The sequence below is a fragment of the Pseudomonas sp. FW305-3-2-15-C-LB1 genome (assembly GCF_058787615.1).
This window is the reverse complement of the sequence record NZ_JBYSZX010000002.1, coordinates 155,337-170,684: the sequence shown is the minus strand read 5'-3', so window position 1 is coordinate 170,684 and position 15,348 is coordinate 155,337. Positions and strand designations below refer to the sequence as shown.

The 15,348-nt window shown below is 60.7% G+C and carries 16 protein-coding genes; 10 read left to right on the top strand and 6 right to left on the bottom strand.

The genetic code is table 11. From position 1 onward, the window contains the following. The 3 genes from AC3WP7_RS04630 (at position 1) to AC3WP7_RS04620 (ending at position 2,167) form a co-directional block, all read left to right on the top strand. On the top strand, positions 1-1,161 hold the full coding sequence (locus AC3WP7_RS04630; RefSeq protein ID WP_102592332.1) for an MFS transporter: 1,161 nt from the start codon (positions 1-3) through the stop codon (positions 1,159-1,161). After that, positions 1,158-1,688: an acireductone dioxygenase gene (locus tag AC3WP7_RS04625; protein WP_093122438.1), complete on the top strand. Its 531-nt coding sequence runs from the start codon at positions 1,158-1,160 to the stop codon at positions 1,686-1,688. Before AC3WP7_RS04630 ends, AC3WP7_RS04625 begins: the two co-directional genes overlap by 4 nt. Before the next feature lie 209 nt (positions 1,689-1,897). Continuing rightward, entirely contained in the window at positions 1,898-2,167 is a 270-nt protein-coding gene (locus AC3WP7_RS04620; RefSeq protein WP_092243202.1) for a response regulator transcription factor, read from the top strand. Between the two features lie 58 nt (positions 2,168-2,225). Here the strand turns inward: AC3WP7_RS04620 and AC3WP7_RS04615 are convergent, their stop codons facing one another. Further along, positions 2,226-2,504, bottom strand: a complete 279-nt coding sequence (locus AC3WP7_RS04615; RefSeq protein WP_003172952.1) for a DUF3509 domain-containing protein — start codon at positions 2,502-2,504, stop codon at positions 2,226-2,228. 352 nt (positions 2,505-2,856) lie between these two features. On the opposite strand from AC3WP7_RS04615, the gene AC3WP7_RS04610 reads away from it, so the two are divergent. The 5 genes from AC3WP7_RS04610 (at position 2,857) to AC3WP7_RS04590 (ending at position 8,518) form a co-directional block, all read left to right on the top strand. Continuing rightward, positions 2,857-4,683: a long-chain-acyl-CoA synthetase gene (locus tag AC3WP7_RS04610; RefSeq protein ID WP_102592331.1), complete on the top strand. Its 1,827-nt coding sequence runs from the start codon at positions 2,857-2,859 to the stop codon at positions 4,681-4,683. A gap of 110 nt (positions 4,684-4,793) precedes the next feature. Next, positions 4,794-5,309: an ankyrin repeat domain-containing protein gene (locus tag AC3WP7_RS04605; RefSeq protein WP_092243208.1), complete on the top strand. Its 516-nt coding sequence runs from the start codon at positions 4,794-4,796 to the stop codon at positions 5,307-5,309. Between the two features lie 42 nt (positions 5,310-5,351). After that, on the top strand, positions 5,352-5,882 hold the full coding sequence (locus AC3WP7_RS04600; RefSeq protein WP_071492765.1) for a hypothetical protein: 531 nt from the start codon (positions 5,352-5,354) through the stop codon (positions 5,880-5,882). Positions 5,883-5,949: 67 nt separating this feature from the next. Continuing rightward, positions 5,950-6,141 (top strand): PLDc N-terminal domain-containing protein, encoded by a 192-nt coding sequence (locus AC3WP7_RS04595; protein ID WP_003192770.1) that lies wholly within the window; start codon positions 5,950-5,952, stop codon positions 6,139-6,141. Between the two features lie 289 nt (positions 6,142-6,430). Beyond that, the gene (locus tag AC3WP7_RS04590) at positions 6,431-8,518 is read left to right on the top strand and encodes an LTA synthase family protein (RefSeq protein WP_102592330.1); all 2,088 of its coding nucleotides are present in this window, start codon (positions 6,431-6,433) and stop codon (positions 8,516-8,518) included. A gap of 54 nt (positions 8,519-8,572) precedes the next feature. Here AC3WP7_RS04590 and AC3WP7_RS04585 read toward each other — a convergent pair whose 3' ends face one another. After that, positions 8,573-8,725 carry a DUF3309 family protein gene (locus AC3WP7_RS04585; RefSeq protein WP_015885095.1) on the bottom strand — a complete coding sequence of 51 codons (153 nt, stop codon included), beginning with the start codon at positions 8,723-8,725 and terminating at the stop codon, positions 8,573-8,575. A gap of 327 nt (positions 8,726-9,052) precedes the next feature. On the opposite strand from AC3WP7_RS04585, the gene AC3WP7_RS04580 reads away from it, so the two are divergent. Both AC3WP7_RS04580 and csrA read left to right on the top strand, forming a co-directional pair. Further along, on the top strand, positions 9,053-9,868 hold the full coding sequence (locus AC3WP7_RS04580; RefSeq protein WP_071490757.1) for an SDR family oxidoreductase: 816 nt from the start codon (positions 9,053-9,055) through the stop codon (positions 9,866-9,868). Positions 9,869-9,997: 129 nt separating this feature from the next. Then, positions 9,998-10,201, top strand: a complete 204-nt coding sequence (gene csrA / locus AC3WP7_RS04575; RefSeq protein WP_092243214.1) for a carbon storage regulator CsrA — start codon at positions 9,998-10,000, stop codon at positions 10,199-10,201. A 2-nt stretch (positions 10,202-10,203) separates the two neighbouring features. Here the strand turns inward: csrA and AC3WP7_RS04570 are convergent, their stop codons facing one another. From AC3WP7_RS04570 to AC3WP7_RS04555, 4 genes are all read right to left on the bottom strand, one after another. Further along, a complete protein-coding gene (locus AC3WP7_RS04570; protein ID WP_003192759.1) occupies positions 10,204-10,431 on the bottom strand; it encodes a YheU family protein in 228 nt (75 codons plus the stop codon). A gap of 59 nt (positions 10,432-10,490) precedes the next feature. Continuing rightward, positions 10,491-11,675: an osmoprotectant NAGGN system M42 family peptidase gene (locus AC3WP7_RS04565; RefSeq protein ID WP_033900901.1), complete on the bottom strand. Its 1,185-nt coding sequence runs from the start codon at positions 11,673-11,675 to the stop codon at positions 10,491-10,493. 78 nt (positions 11,676-11,753) lie between these two features. Then, positions 11,754-13,502, bottom strand: a complete 1,749-nt coding sequence (gene ngg / locus AC3WP7_RS04560) for an N-acetylglutaminylglutamine synthetase (RefSeq protein WP_092243217.1) — start codon at positions 13,500-13,502, stop codon at positions 11,754-11,756. A gap of 3 nt (positions 13,503-13,505) precedes the next feature. Beyond that, positions 13,506-15,278 carry an N-acetylglutaminylglutamine amidotransferase gene (locus AC3WP7_RS04555; protein ID WP_093122455.1) on the bottom strand — a complete coding sequence of 591 codons (1,773 nt, stop codon included), beginning with the start codon at positions 15,276-15,278 and terminating at the stop codon, positions 13,506-13,508. Positions 15,279-15,348: the final 70 nt, after the last annotated feature.

Below are 15,348 nucleotides of genomic sequence, written 5' to 3'. Positions count from 1 at the left end.
GTGACAGCCCTCCCATACTGGCGCCTCTCCAGCTTCTACCTGTTCTACTTCGCCCTCCTGGGGGCGACCGCGCCGTTCCTGGCGCTGTACTTCGATCACCTCGGGTTCTCCAGCGCGCGCATCGGCGAGCTGGTGGCCATCCCCATGCTGATGCGTTGCGTGGCGCCCAACCTGTGGGGCTGGCTGGGCGACTACACCGGCCGGCGCCTGGCCATCGTGCGTTTTGGTGCGGTGTGCACCCTGGCGAGTTTTTCGCTGATCTTCGTCAGCCATACCTACGCCTGGCTGGCCCTGGTCATGGCGCTGCATGCATTCTTCTGGCACGCGGTACTGCCGCAGTTTGAAGTGATCACCCTCGCGCACCTGCAAAAGCAGACGGCGCGCTACAGCCAGATCCGCCTGTGGGGCTCCATCGGGTTTATCCTCACCGTGGTGATCATGGGCCGCTTGTTCGACTGGCTGAGCCTGGACATCTACCCGGTGGTGGTCGTAGTCATCATGGCCGGCATCATCGGCGCCAGCCTGTGGGTGCCGAATGCGCAGCCCGCGACCCACGGCAATCGTCTGGCGGGCGACGGCTTCCTCAAGCAATTGCGCAGCCCCGGCGTGCTGGCGTTTTATGCTTGCGTGGCATTGATGCAACTGAGCCACGGCCCGTATTACACCTTCCTGACGCTGCACCTTGAACACCTGGGTTACAGCCGGGGCGTGATCGGCATGCTCTGGGCGCTGGGGGTCGTGGCGGAAGTATTGATGTTCCTGGGCATGAGCCGCATCCTCACGCGCGTTTCGGTGCGTCGTGTACTGCTGGCGAGCTTCCTGTTGGCGGCATTGCGCTGGTTGCTGTTGGGGTCGTTTGCCGAGTATTTCTGGGTGCTGTTGCTGGCGCAGGTAATGCACGCCGCCACGTTCGGCAGCTTTCATGCAGCCTCGATTGCCTTTGTGCAACGCAGTTTTGGTGCCCGGCAACAAGGCCAGGGCCAGGCGCTCTACGCCGCCCTGGCCGGCACCGGCGGTGCGCTGGGTGCGCTGTATGCCGGCTACAGCTGGAACCTGTTGGGGCCGACCCTGACCTTCAGTATCGCGAGCGTCGCGGCCCTGGCCGCCGCCCTTATCATCGGTCTTCGATTGCACGAGCAGAACCAAGGAACCCTTCAATGAGTTATGTCGCCGTCTACTGCGCTGCTTCACCGGACACCCCGAACAAGGTCCTCACCCACCCCGAGGATATTGCTGCGACCCTGGCCGAGCACGGCGTGCGTTTTGAGCGTTGGCCACCCGTTTCTATCGAGAAGGGGGCCACAGATGCGCAACTGATTGCGGCGTACAAGGCACAGATTCAAGCCTTGGGCTACGCGGATGCGCAGGTGCTCAGGGTGACGGAGGATCATCTCCAGAAGGCCGAGGTGCGTGCGGGCTTTCTTGCCGAGCGCCGCTGCAGCGAAGTTGCCGCACGTTTCATCATCGCAGGGCAGGGGCTGTTTTCCCTGCACATAGGCGATTATGTATACGCCGTGCGTTGCGAGAGAAACGACCTGCTTGTGATCCCGGCCGGTATGCCGCACTGGATTGACATGGGGGAGAACCCGCACTTTGTCACACTGCGCCTGTTCAATACGCTTGAAGAATGTATACCGGAGTTCACCGAGGACGATATTGCCAGTCGTTTCCCCGGCCTGGACGACTAATCCCCGCCGATCAAAAACTACAACCCCTTAAGGTTGGAAGTTGCTGTGGGAAGAAACTCAAACTTCTGTAAGGCTTGGATGTTTATGCGCGGGCCTGCGCCTTAATACCATTCGTTATGTAACCCTCTGCGACATCAATGTTTATGTCACCTGTCAATAGGAGGAATCCGAAGAGGGTGCGGCATGAGCCAGAGAAAGGAGAGGAACTAATGAGTGGCCCCAAGGAATCGTTTCTACCGCCATATTCGGTACCCAATGCAGTCAGGCGACGTTTGAACCTGGCTGGCAAGGCCCTGACTCCGGCGGAGTTGGAAATCCTGCGCTGGGCTTCGGAAGGCAAGACCGTCTGGGAGATCAGCCAGATACGCGCCACGTCCGAAGCAACCGTGAAATTCCACCTGCGTAATATCTATTGCAAGCTGCAAGTGACCAATCGGGTACAAGCCGTCAATGAAGCCAGCCGCCAGGGGCTGTGTTGAACCCATGAAAAAGGGCCGCGACGCTCAATGCGTCGCGGCCCTTTTGGGTATTTCAGGCTTAAGCCGAGTGGTAGGTCGGCAAGGCAAAGCGGTTCTGGCTCTGCAGCATCGAAATCTGCGGCAACTCGCTGGCCTGTTCAGCCAGGTCGCGGCGAATGGCGCTGATGACCCACGTCAGCTGATCGGCAGTGTGCAACTGCTGATAGGAGATCGAACGCTTGACCTGTTTACCTTCGCTGTTGCGCAGGGTCAGCAGGATGCCGCCGTCTGGACGAGGCTGAGTGGTGACATCGTAGTTGGAGAATACTGAAGCGAATTTATCTTGGATCAGGCTCATGTCTATCAGCTCCGTTGGCTCAAGTGGGCAAGCATGGAGAGATAGGTGCAGTGATTGTGCCAGCTAGTGATTTAGATAAATATCGTTATAAATCAATAGCTTATAAAAATACAAAATTTCCGGATTCGTGCAATTTGCATGAATGGCCATCATGCATCCTGCATTTTGCGTTGTCGGGCGCGCTCGGGCAGGTGCCTCACTACTCATAATGACTCTCTCTGCCTGGCTTAATTCCTTTTTTCAGCGTTCGCTTATCGGGATACAAAACTTTTCAAATCCTGCGTGTACAGCCGAAGAGGGCCTGACGTACTTTTCTGCAAGGTTTACGAACAATAAGAAAAAGGACGTTCCCATGCGCCACCCGCAAAACGACATGATCACCTGGGGCATGATGCTGCGTAAGGTGCCGGCCATTGTTCGTGCTCTGCCTCGGGTGGTGCGCGGCATGCGGGCCGCCAATGTCACCGACCCCGCTCAGCCCTGTGGCCTGGGCTGGCAGTTTGAACAAGCCACCCTGCGCAACCCGGATGGCACAGCCTTGTTGTACGGCGACCGCGTGCTCAGCTACAGCGAAGCCAACCAGCAGGCCAACCGTATTGCCCACCATCTGCAAGCCCAGGGCATCGGCAAGGGCGATGTGGTGGCGATCTTTATCGAAAACCGTCCCGAGTTGCTGCTGAGCGTGCTGGCCGTGGCCAAGCTGGGCGGCGTCTGTGCGATGCTCAATACCGCGCAGACCCAGGCGGCGCTGCTGCACAGCCTCAACCTGGTGAACCCGGTGGCGATTGTGGCCGGTGCGGAATTGGTGGCTTCCTATGACGCGGTACGTGAGCAGGTGGGCATTCCCGCTGAACGCACTTGGTTTGTCGCGGACCAGCAAGCCAATGCGCTGCCCGATGGTTATTGTGACCTGATGGCTGCCAGCGCCGGTGGCCCGGTAGATAACCTGCCGAGTACCGCGCAGATTTTCTTCAACGACCCCTGCTTCTATATCTATACCTCCGGCACCACCGGGCTGCCCAAGGCCGGCATCATGAAACATGGCCGCTGGACCAAGACCGCGATCAGCTTCGGCAGCATTGCGCTGGACATGGGGCCGGAGGATGTTCTTTATTGCACCCTGCCGCTGTACCACGCCACCGGCCTCTGTGTGTGCTGGGGCGCGGCGATTGTCGGGGCGTCCGGTTTCGCTATCCGGCGCAAGTTCAGCGCCAGTCAGTTCTGGGAGGATGCGCGCAGATTCAAGGCGACCACCCTCGGCTACGTCGGCGAACTATGCCGCTACCTGCTCGACCAGCCAGCGGCCGAAAACGACCGTGATCACCGCGTGACCAAGATGGTCGGCAATGGCCTGCGCCCTGGCGTGTGGGCGCAGTTCAAGGCGCGCTACGGCGTGGCGCATGTCTGCGAGTTGTACGCCGCCAGCGACGGCAATATCGGTTTTACCAACATATTGAATTTCGACAACACCGTCGGCTTTTGCCTGCAACACTGGGCGTTGGTGGACTACGCCCACGACACGGGTGAACCGATCCGTGGCGGCGATGGTTTCATGCACAAAGTGAAGACCGGCGGGCAGGGCTTGTTGCTGGCCAGGATCGATGAAAAGTCGCCCTATGACGGTTACACCGACCCGGAAAAAAACCGCAAGGTGATCCTCACGGATGTGTTCGAGAAGGGCGACCGCTACTTCAATACCGGCGACCTGGTGCGCAGCATCGGCTTCGGCCATGCACAGTTCGTCGACCGCCTGGGCGACACCTATCGCTGGAAGGGAGAAAACGTCTCCACCACCGAAGTGGAGAACATCTTGTTGCAACACCCGCAGATCGCTGAAGTCGTGGCCTATGGCGTGGAAATCGAAAACACCAACGGCCGTGCCGGCATGGTCGCCATCACCCCGAGCGAATCGCTGGCTGCCCTGGACATGCGTGAGTTGCTGCAGTTCGCCCACGGCCAGTTGCCGCACTATGCCGTGCCATTGTTCCTGCGTATCAAGGTGAAGATGGAAACCACCGGCACCTTCAAATATCAGAAGGTGCGGCTCAAGGAGGAAGCCTTCGACCCGGACAAGGCGGGCAATGACCCGGTCTACGCCTGGCTGCCGGGGTCGGACAGTTATGTGCCGGTCACCGGGCAATTGCTGGCGCAGATCCAGGCTGGGCATTTTCGTTATTAAAGTAGCGCCATTGATTCTGCCTATGGCCGCTTTTGACAAAAAAGCCATGACAGGGGGGAACTCCCTCGCGACACTGGGCGCCATATAGAGGACCAGACAAGGAGCCCCACATGTCAGACCAAGCCAAACAAATGACTGAAGACGAAGCCGCCGAATTTGCCGAGCAGGTCTTCGACGTTGCCCGCAAAGGCGACGCCGCCATGCTCGCTGCGCTGCTGGCCAAAGGCTTGCCGGCCAACTTGCGCAACCACAACGGCGACACCTTGCTGATGCTCGCGGCTTATCACGGCCATGCCGAGGCAGTAAAAGTGCTGCTGGAGTTCAAGGCCGATCCGCAGATCGCCAACGACAAGAACCAGCTGCCGATGGCCGGTGCAGCGTTCAAGGGCAACCTGGACGTGGTCAAGGCGCTGATCGACGGAGGCGCGCCGGTGGACGCCGCGTCTTCCGACGGCCGTACGGCGTTGATGATGGCGGCGATGTTCAACCGCGTGGAAATGGTCGATTACCTGCTGGGGCAGGGCGCCAACCCCAAGGCCACCGACGCCAATGGCGCCACCGCACTGGCCGCGGCGCAGACCATGGGCGCGGTGGATACGGCGGCGCAGTTGCAGAAACTGGTGTAGGCTACGCGCCCTCAAAAGCCAGCCCGCTACAGGACCATTCCCATGAAAACCGCCCTCGTCGAACTCATCAGCAAAATCAGCGCCGGCGTCATGGGTGAGGACGAGGTGGCGCGCATCGCCGATGAGGCGGCCCAGGCCTACGCCGACCCGGCCGCGTTTCTGGCGGCCAACCCGGATATCAACTACGACGACACCTTCCCCATCCCACTGGGTGAGTGGGTGGTGGTCGGCAGCCTGCCGGACACCGTGCTGTTCCAGGCCGACACCTATGGTGACCTGTTCGCGCAGATCGTCGCGTCGTTCGGCCCGGGCGTTGCGTTCAACCTCAAGCCCAAGCAACTGGCCAAGACCGAAGACTTGACCGCACTCAACCGCATCCAGATCCAGATGAGCGCCCTCAGCCCGGAGGATGGCGGCTATGTGCTGCTCAACTTCAGCCAGCTGCTGGATGACGAGATCCAGGCGGTACTGGTCTACGGCAACGACCTGCCGCGCGTGCTGGAGCTGTGCGCCGAAGTCGGCATCAAGGGCGAACCGTCCCTGGAAGCGCTGAAAGTCGCGGTTCACGTCTGAAATAAAACGGAACCCCCGCCAGGGCTGACTATCCTACAAGGGCATGCCCTCACTTAGGAGCGACACCATGGGTTCCACGTTTAATAGCTTGATCGGGCTGATCATCCTCGCGCTGGATATCTGGGCGATCATCAACGTATTCAAAAGCGGCGCAAGCACGGGCGCCAAGGTGTTGTGGATCTTGTTGATCCTGCTGCTGCCGGTGCTGGGCCTGATCATCTGGGCGATTGCCGGACCACGGGGTAATGTGCGGATCTGATCTCGCACACCACCTGGCAGCTGTCGAACCCTGGCTCGGCAGCTGTCGGGCCACGGCTTTTCCCTTCAATTCATTTTGTGTTTCGAAATATTCGCTGCACAAAATTTTCACATCCCTTCCAAGACAATTCGCCGGCTTTATCTTCCTGCCAAGGCCCTGTCCCAAGAGCCACTAAAGGCGGAGCGCCGGTGCACGTTCAGTAATTAATAGCCTTGCCGCCGTTGATCGGGCACCATTCGTGCCACTGCACTACTTCGTCACTTAAACTTCCAATGGGTCCTGAAACGACATGGCAAACCCGGACGCCCTGAGTCAGCAGCGAGCTTCTAATCGCCTGCTGCAACCGACCGTCAAATCCCATCTGGCGTACACGCTGCTCTGCGCACTGGTCATGATGGTGATGTTCTCCCTGCTGCGCCTGGCGCTGCTGGTGTACAACCGCGAAATGATCCTCGACACGCCGGCCTCGACCTTCCTCGAAGCGTTCGGCAATGGCCTGCGCCTGGACATTCGCCTGGTGATGTACCTGCTGGTCCCGCTGCTGCTGGCCTTGTTCAGCGTCCGCGCCATGGCTGCGCGCGGGTTCTTCCGTTTGTGGCTGACCGTCGCGTCCAGCATCGCCCTGTTCCTGGGCCTGATGGAAATGGACTTCTACCGCGAGTTCCACCAGCGCCTCAACGGCCTGGTCTTCCAATATGTGAAGGAAGACCCGAAGACCGTGATGAGCATGCTCTGGTACGGTTTCCCGGTGGTGCGCTACCTGCTGGCCTGGGCCGTGGGTACGTTGATCCTGAGCATGGCGTTCAAAGGCGCCGACCGCGCCACACGCCCGCGTGGCCCGTTCAGCGGTGGCAGCATCGGTACCCGCCAGGTCGCGCCGTGGTACACGCGCATCGCGGTGTTCGTGGTCTGCCTGCTGATCGCCGTGGTCGCCATCCGTGGCACCCTGCGCCAGGGGCCGCCGCTGCGTTGGGGGGATGTCTACACTACGGATTCGAACTTCGCCAACCAGTTGGGCCTCAACGGCACCTTGTCGCTGATCGCCGCGGCCAAGTCGCGGTTCTCCGAAGATCGCTCCAATATCTGGAAGGCCACCCTCGACCAGCCGCTGGCCACCCAGACCGTGCGTGACATGCTGGTGCTGCCGCAAGAGAAACTGGTGGATACCGACATCGCCGCCGTGCGCCGCGACTACATGCCGCCGGCCGAGAAGACCCTGCCGATCAAGAACGTGGTCGTGATCCTCATGGAAAGCTTCGCCGGTCACTCGGTCGGCGCCTTGGGTCGTCCGGGCAACATCACGCCGTACTTCGACAAACTGTCCAAGGAAGGCCTGCTGTTCGACCGTTTCTTCTCCAACGGCACCCATACCCACCAGGGTATGTTCGCCACCATGGCGTGCTTCCCGAACCTGCCGGGCTTCGAATACCTGATGCAGACCCCGGAAGGCAGCCACAAGCTGTCGGGCCTGCCGCAGTTGCTCAGCGCGCGCAAGTTTGACGACGTGTATGTGTACAACGGCGATTTCGCCTGGGACAACCAGTCGGGCTTTTTCAGCAACCAGGGCATGACCAACTTCATCGGTCGCAATGACTTCGTCGATCCGGTGTTCTCCGACCCGACGTGGGGTGTGTCTGACCAGGATATGTTCAACCGTGGCCTGGAAGAGCTCAAGGCGCGTGAAGGTGGCAAGCCCTTCTATGCGTTGCTGCAAACCCTGTCCAACCACACGCCGTACGCGTTGCCGAGGCCATTGCCAGTTGAGAAAGTCACCGACCGTGGCAGCCTCAACGAGCATTTGACCGCCATGCGCTACTCCGACTGGGCCCTGGGCCAGTTCTTTGAGAAGGCCCGCAAGGAGCCTTACTTCAAGGAAACCCTGTTCGTCATCGTGGGTGACCATGGCTTCGGCAACGAGCAGCAGATCACCGAAATGGACCTGGGCCGTTTCAACGTGCCGATGCTGATGATCGCGCCAGGCATGCAGGAAAAGTTCGGCGAGCGTGACCACACCGTGGGCACCCAGATCGACATCGTGCCAACCATCATGGGGCGCCTGGGTGGCGATACCCTGCACCAGTGCTGGGGCCGTGACCTGTTGAACCTGCCGGAAGGCGATAAGGGTTTTGGTGTGATCAAGCCATCGGGCAGCGATCAAACCGTGGCATTGGTGACGGCAGATCGCATTCTGGTGCTGCCGAAGGAAATGCCACCGAAGTTGTGGGAATACGAACTGGGCGCCAACCCAACCGGTAAAGTGATCCCCGAGTCGCCGGACGAGGCGGCACTGAAGCAGAAACTCGAGTCGTTCCTGCAGACCGCTACCAAGAGCCTGTTGGATAACACCGCAGGTGTGGTCAACGGCAAGCCGGACTAATTAACCGGCCATAAAAAAGAGGCCCTTTAAAGGGCCTCTTTTTTTGCCTGGCGTTTATATACGCCCAAGCAACAACAGCACCAGCAGCACCACCAGGACAACGCCCAGGATACCCGACGGGCCATAACCCCAATTACGTGAGTGAGGGAACACTGGCAGACCGCCGACCAGCAGGAGGATCAAGATAATGATCAGAATGAGGCTCATGGTTTTTTTCCTTATTGGCCTTCTGCAAAGACCGGTTGTTTAACGATAGGCCCGCATATTAAAGACAGACGCCTTAACAACTCCGACTATGCTTCTTCGCAGAAAATTCAGTATTTTTTTAAAGCATTTCGCACACAGGCTTATTTCTTTTAATGCGCTCGCAACTAAACCTGTTAGTTGAAAAATATTGAACTTAGGCTATACGCAAACATCCGACCCGGCCCACGGTTTGCCAGGGGCATTCATCACTCTGATGGTGGGTGGGTGTAGGAAAAACCTTCGCTACACTGCCGGTCACTTCTTCCGTGAACCACAAGGCAACTTCCTATGCAAAATCGCATGATGATCACTGGCGCCGGGTCCGGCCTGGGTCGTGAAATCGCTCTGCGCTGGGCCCGTGAGGGCTGGCAGTTGGCCTTGTCGGACGTGAGCGAGCCCGGCCTGCAGGAAACCCTCAGGCTGGTGCGCGAGGCCGGTGGCGAAGGTTTTATCCAGCGCTGCGACGTGCGCGACTACAGCCAGCTCACCGCGTTTGCCCAGGCCTGTGAGGTCAAGCTGGGCGGTATCGATGTGATCGTCAACAACGCAGGCGTGGCGTCAGGCGGTTTCTTTGCCGAGTTGTCCCTGGAGGACTGGGACTGGCAGATCGCAATCAACCTGATGGGCGTGGTCAAGGGCTGCAAGGCGTTCCTGCCGCTGTTGGAAAAGAGCAAGGGCCGCATCATCAACATCGCCTCCATGGCCGCGCTGATGCAGGGGCCGGCCATGAGCAACTACAACGTAGCCAAGGCGGGTGTGGTGGCGTTGTCGGAGAGTCTGCTGGTGGAGCTCAAGCAGCAGGAAATCGGTGTGCATGTGGTGTGCCCATCGTTCTTCCAGACCAATCTGCTGGATTCCTTCCGTGGGCCGACCCCGGCCATGAAGGCCCAGGTGGGCAAGTTGCTGGAAAGCTCGCCGATTTCGGCGGCGGATATCGCCGATTACATCTACCAGCGGGTCGCGGAAGGTGAGTTCATGATCCTGCCCCACGAACAGGGGCGCATGGCTTGGGCGTTGAAGCAGAAGAACCCGCAGTTGTTGTATGACGAAATGACCAGCATGGCCGACAAAATGCGCGCCAAGGCACAGGCCGCCAAAGGCTGACCGGGAAGTGGTCTGTCAGGCATTTTACCTACACATGTAAGTAGTGCCTGATTTCACGGCAAGCCATTGATGCACACCACAGCCTGCGCGCATGGTCGAGGTCCTTTCACTGTTAAAAGGACAACCGCCATGCTGGTTTTAAGCCGCGCCATAGGCGAAGTCATCTCCATTGGCGATGACATCGCCGTGCATATCCTCGAGTTGAACGGTACCCAGGTGAAGTTTGGCGTTGAAGCGCCGGCCGGGGTGCATGTACATCGCGCGGAGGTGCATCAGAAAATCCGCGAGCGCCAGGCCGCCAGCACCCATCCGGTGCCGGTGCCCAATCTCTGACGTCAGTCGAACAGATGCTTGGGCACGTCGTGCTTGAGCATCAACTGGCACTGCTCGCTTTCCGGGTCGAACACGATCAGCGCCTGGCCCTTGGTCAGTGCCTGGCGCACGCGCAGTACGCGGGTTTCCAGCGGCGTGTCATCGCCATTGTCGGTGCCGTCGCGGGTCACGAAGTCTTCGATCAGGCGTGTGAGCGTGTCGACTTCAAGTGCATCGTAGGGAATCAGCATACAAGCCTCGGGTGATGGATCCCGGCGATCCTACTGCGCCGGGACCGTAGTTGCCAGTCTCAGGACTTGTTGCCCACCAGGCTATCCACCGACGGCACTCGCGTGTCGCTTTCCATCTGCGTCTCGTGCTCGATCTGGTGACTGAACCGGTCCAGGGAACCCTGTGCCGGTTGCGCGTCGCTGGCGAACACGGGCGGGCTGAGAATGTAGGCGCCCAATAGACGACTCAGCGCCGCCAGACTGTCGATATGCGTGCGCTCGTAACCGTGGGTCGCATCGCAGCCGAACGCCAGCAACGCGGTGCGGATGTCGTGGCCGGCGGTGACGGCCGAGTGCGCGTCGCTGAAGTAGTAGCGGAACAAATCGCGGCGCACTGGTAACTCATTGTCCGACGCCAGGCGCAGCAAATGCCGCGACAGGTGATAGTCGTATGGCCCGCCGGAATCCTGCATCGCCACGCTCACCGCATGCTCGCTGGAGTGCTGGCCGGGGGCGACCGGGGCGATGTCGATGCCGACGAACTCACTGACGTCCCAGGGCAGCGCGGCCGCTGCGCCACTGCCGGTTTCCTCGGTGATGGTGAACAGCGGATGGCAGTCGATCAGCAACGGCTCGCCACTGTCGACGATGGCCTTGAGCGCGGCCAGCAGCGCGGCAACGCCGGCTTTGTCGTCCAGGTGCCGGGCACTGATGTGCCCGCTCTCGGTGAACTCCGGCAGCGGGTCGAAGGCGACATAGTCACCGATGCCAATGCCCAGGGAATCGCAGTCGGCACGGGTGGCGCAGTAGGCATCCAGGCGCAATTCCACATGGTCCCAGCTCACCGGCATTTCATCCACGGCGGTATTGAACGCATGCCCGGAGGCCATCAACGGCAACACACTGCCACGGATCACGCCGTTATCGGTAAACAGGCTGACGCGGCTGCCTTCGGCAAAGCGGCTCGACCAGCAACCCACCGGCGCCAGGCTCAAGCGGCCATTGTCTTTGATGGCGCGCACGGCGGCGCCAATGGTGTCCAAGTGTGCTGATACCGCACGATCGGGGCTGTTTTTCTGGCCCTTGAGGGTGGCGCGGATGGTGCCGCGCCGGGTCATTTCAAAGGGGATGCCCAGCTCTTCCAGGCGCTCGGCGACGTAGCGCACGATGGTGTCGGTAAATCCGGTGGGGCTGGGAATGGCGAGCATTTCCAGCAGCACTTTTTGCAGGTAGTTCAGATCCGGTTCGGGGATGTTTCGGCTCATAAAGACTCCTGATGAGGTGTGGCGAGCAGCCGTGTTGTGGCTAGCTGGCTCACCACAAGAGGTCCCCTGGTCACAGGGTTATTGAGTGGCAGGCTGGCTGTGGGGAAACAACAAATCCACAAACTTCTCCGCGGTCGGTTGCGGCTCATGATTGGCCAGGCCGGCCCGTTCGTTGGCTTCGATAAACACGTACTCGGGTTGATCGGCGGCGGGCACCATCAGGTCCAGGCCCACCATGGGAATATCCAGGGCGCGGGCGGCGCGCACGGCGGCGTCCACCAGCGTGGGGTGGAGGATGGCGGTGACGTCTTCCAGGCAACCACCGGTATGCAGGTTGGCGGTGCGGCGCACGGCCAGGGTCTGGCCACGGGGCAGGATGCTGCTGTAGTCATAGCCAGCGGCTTTCAGTGTGCGTTCGGTCTCACCATCCAGAGGAATTTTACTTTCACCATCGGTGGCGGCCTGGCGACGGCGGCTCTGGGCTTCGATCAATGCGCCAATGGAGTGATGGCCGTCACCGGTGACTTCCGCAGGACGGCGGATCGCGGCGGCCACCACCTCGAAACCGATGACCAGGATGCGCAGGTCCAGGCCTTCGTGAAAGCTTTCCAGCAACACACGGCTGTCGAACTGACGCGCCGCTTCAATGGCTTGCTGCACCTCTTCGATACTTTGCAGATCCACGGCGACGCCCTGACCCTGCTCGCCATCCAGCGGCTTGACCACGATGCGCTGGTGCTCATCGAGGAACTCCAGGTTGTCATCCGCGCTGCCCGCCAGTTGCTGCGAGGGTACTTTCAAACCGGCGGCCTTCAGCACTTTGTGCGTCAGGCTTTTGTCCTGGCACAAGGTCATGCTGATCGAGCTGGTCAGGTCGCTCAAGGACTCACGGCAACGCACACGGCGCCCGCCATGGCTCAGGGTGAACAGCCCGGCATCGGCGTCATCCACCTGTACATCGATACCGCGCCGATGGGCTTCCTCGACGATGATCCGCGCATAGGGGTTGAACCCCGCCTGCGGGCCAGGGCCGAGGAACAACGGTTGGTTGATCCCATTCTTGCGCTTGATCGCAAAGGTGGTCAGCGCGCGAAAACCGAGCTTGGCGTAGAGGTTCTTGGCCTGGCGGTTATTGTGCAGCACCGACAGGTCCAGGTAGCTCAGGCCACGGCTCATGAAGTGCTCCACCAAGTGACGCACCAGCACTTCGCCCACGCCGGGGCGCGTGCACAGCGGGTCGACTGCCAGGCACCACAGGCTGCAACCGTTTTCCGGGTCATGAAACGCCTTCTGGTGATTCAGCCCCATCACGCTGCCGATCACCGCGCCGCTGTCTTCATCTTCCGCCAGCCAGTACACCGGGCCGCCCTGATGGCGCGGCGTGAGGCGCTCGGCGTCGACCGGCAACATGCCGCGCCCCTGGTACAGCTGGTTCACCGCCAGCCAATCGGCCTCCGTCTGCACCCGCCGGATGCGGAAGCCGCGAAACACCCGGGTAGCCGGGCGGTAGTCGCTGAACCACAGGCGCAGCGTGTCGGAGGGGTCGAGAAACAGCTGCTGGGGATCGATGCCCAGGATCTGCTGGGGCGCCGCCACGTACAGGGCAATGTCACGCTCACCCGGCTGCTCATGGAGCAGTTCCTGGGCCAGGCTGGCCGGGTCGGGAAAGGTATGCCCGATCAGCAACCGGCCCCAGCCGCAATGCACCGCAATCGGCTCGGCGGCCAATGGGCTGCCGTCTTCCGCCAGGCGCGCCTGCAGGCGCTCGTAGGTCGGCGCCTGGCCCTTGATCAAGCGTTGGCTATAGGCCGCTGCGAGAGGTTTCATCAATCAGATTCCTTGTTCGCTGAGCCACAGGTTCAGCGCTGCCAGTTGCCACAGCTTGGAGCCACGCAACGGCGTCAATTGGCCCTGCGGGTCGGTCAACAAGCGGTCCAGCGCGGCGGGGTTGAACAGGCCGCGATCCTGGCTCGGGTCGAGCAGCAGTTCGCGTACCCAGTTCAAGGTATCGCCCTGCAAGTGCTTGAGGCCTGGCACCGGGAAGTAACCCTTCTTGCGGTCGATGACTTCGCTCGGAATGACCCGGCGCGCCGCTTCTTTCAGCACTTGCTTGCCGCCATCGGGCAACTTGAATTTACCTGGCACGCGGGCCGACAGCTCCACCAGGCGGTAGTCCAGGAACGGCGTGCGCGCTTCCAGGCCCCAGGCCATGGTCATGTTGTCGACGCGTTTGACCGGGTCGTCCACCAGCATCACCGTGCTGTCCAGGCGCAGGGCCTTGTCCACCGCCGCATCGGCGCCGGGCATGGCGAAATGTTCGCGCACGAAATCGCCAGCCGCGTCGTTGGCGGTCAGCCATTTGGGCGCGACAGTGGCGGCATAGTCGTCGTAGCTGCGGTCAAAAAATGCATCGCGATAAGCCATATAGGGATCGGCGGCACCGTCGACCTGCGGGTACCAGTGGTAACCGGCGAACAACTCATCGGCGCCCTGGCCGCTTTGCACTACCTTGCAGTGCTTGGCCACTTCCCGCGACAGCAGGTAGAAGGCGATGCAGTCATGGCTGACCATCGGCTCGCTCATGGCGCGAAACGCCGCTGGCAGTTGTTCGATGATCTCGCTTTCGGCGATGCGCAATTGGTGGTGGCGCGTACCGTAGTGTCTGGCGATCAGGTCCGAGTACTGGAACTCGTTGCCGGCCTCGCCACCGGCGTCTTCAAAGCCGATGGAAAAGGTCGACAAATCCTGTACGCCGACTTCACGCAGCAGGCCGACGAGCATGCTCGAATCGACCCCACCGGAGAGCAGCACACCCACATCCACCGCGGCACGTTGACGGATGGCCACGGCTTCGCGAGTGCTGTCGAGCACGCGGTCGGTCCAGTCTTCCAGGCTCAGGTGTTTTTCATCTTCGCGCGGGCCGTAGGGCAGGGTCCACCAGGTTTGCTGTTTAGTCTTGCCGCTGGCATCGATACGCATCCAGCTGGCCGGCGGCAGTTTTTCGATGCCCGCCAGCAAGGTGCGTGGTGCCGGCACCACCGCATGGAAATTCAGGTAGTGATTCAGGGCTACCGGATCGAGGATCGGGTTGATATCGCCGCCCTTGAGCAGCGCCGGAAGGGCCGAGGCAAAGCGCAGGCGCTGGCCGGTGCGCGACAGGTACAACGGCTTCACGCCGAGGCGGTCGCGGGCGATGAACAGGCGCTGGGCATCACGTTCCCAGATGGCGAAGGCAAACATGCCGTTGAGCTTGGGCAACAGTGCCTCACCCCAGGCGTGGTAACCCTTGAGCAACACTTCGGTGTCGCCGCCGGAATAGAAGGCGTAACCCAGGGCTTCCAGCTCTTCGCGCAATTCCGGGAAGTTATAGATCGCACCGTTGAAGGCCAGGCTCAGGCCCAGGTGCGAATCGACCATCGGTTGGGCCGAGCCGTCCGACAGGTCCATGATTTTCAGGCGCCGATGGCCCAGGGCAATCGGCCCCTGGGCATGAAAGCCCCAGGCGTCGGGGCCTCGCGGGGCCAGGTGATGGGTGATGCGTTCAATCGCCGCCAGGTCGGCAGGTTGGGCATCGAAACGTAATTCTCCAGCTAATCCGCACATAAATTCCTTACCGGTTTTTCCGTTGGGGAGCATAAAACTCAATACGCCCAAAAGGGCGCGTACCCAGAAA

What these genes read in the sequence shown, in the direction of transcription:
- AC3WP7_RS04610 (WP_102592331.1), top strand. Translation starts at nt 2,857, where the DNA reads ATGCGCCACCCGCAAAACGACATGATCACCTGGGGCATGATGCTGCGT.
- AC3WP7_RS04625 (WP_093122438.1), top strand. Translation starts at nt 1,158, where the DNA reads ATGAGTTATGTCGCCGTCTACTGCGCTGCTTCACCGGACACCCCGAAC.
- AC3WP7_RS04620 (WP_092243202.1), top strand. Translation starts at nt 1,898, where the DNA reads ATGAGTGGCCCCAAGGAATCGTTTCTACCGCCATATTCGGTACCCAAT.
- csrA (WP_092243214.1), top strand. Translation starts at nt 9,998, where the DNA reads ATGCTGGTTTTAAGCCGCGCCATAGGCGAAGTCATCTCCATTGGCGAT.
- AC3WP7_RS04555 (WP_093122455.1), bottom strand. Translation starts at nt 15,278, where the DNA reads ATGTGCGGATTAGCTGGAGAATTACGTTTCGATGCCCAACCTGCCGAC.
- AC3WP7_RS04565 (WP_033900901.1), bottom strand. Translation starts at nt 11,675, where the DNA reads ATGAGCCGAAACATCCCCGAACCGGATCTGAACTACCTGCAAAAAGTG.
- AC3WP7_RS04605 (WP_092243208.1), top strand. Translation starts at nt 4,794, where the DNA reads ATGTCAGACCAAGCCAAACAAATGACTGAAGACGAAGCCGCCGAATTT.
- AC3WP7_RS04600 (WP_071492765.1), top strand. Translation starts at nt 5,352, where the DNA reads ATGAAAACCGCCCTCGTCGAACTCATCAGCAAAATCAGCGCCGGCGTC.
- AC3WP7_RS04590 (WP_102592330.1), top strand. Translation starts at nt 6,431, where the DNA reads ATGGCAAACCCGGACGCCCTGAGTCAGCAGCGAGCTTCTAATCGCCTG.
- AC3WP7_RS04595 (WP_003192770.1), top strand. Translation starts at nt 5,950, where the DNA reads ATGGGTTCCACGTTTAATAGCTTGATCGGGCTGATCATCCTCGCGCTG.
- AC3WP7_RS04585 (WP_015885095.1), bottom strand. Translation starts at nt 8,725, where the DNA reads ATGAGCCTCATTCTGATCATTATCTTGATCCTCCTGCTGGTCGGCGGT.
- ngg (WP_092243217.1), bottom strand. Translation starts at nt 13,502, where the DNA reads ATGAAACCTCTCGCAGCGGCCTATAGCCAACGCTTGATCAAGGGCCAG.
- AC3WP7_RS04580 (WP_071490757.1), top strand. Translation starts at nt 9,053, where the DNA reads ATGCAAAATCGCATGATGATCACTGGCGCCGGGTCCGGCCTGGGTCGT.
- AC3WP7_RS04570 (WP_003192759.1), bottom strand. Translation starts at nt 10,431, where the DNA reads ATGCTGATTCCCTACGATGCACTTGAAGTCGACACGCTCACACGCCTG.
- AC3WP7_RS04615 (WP_003172952.1), bottom strand. Translation starts at nt 2,504, where the DNA reads ATGAGCCTGATCCAAGATAAATTCGCTTCAGTATTCTCCAACTACGAT.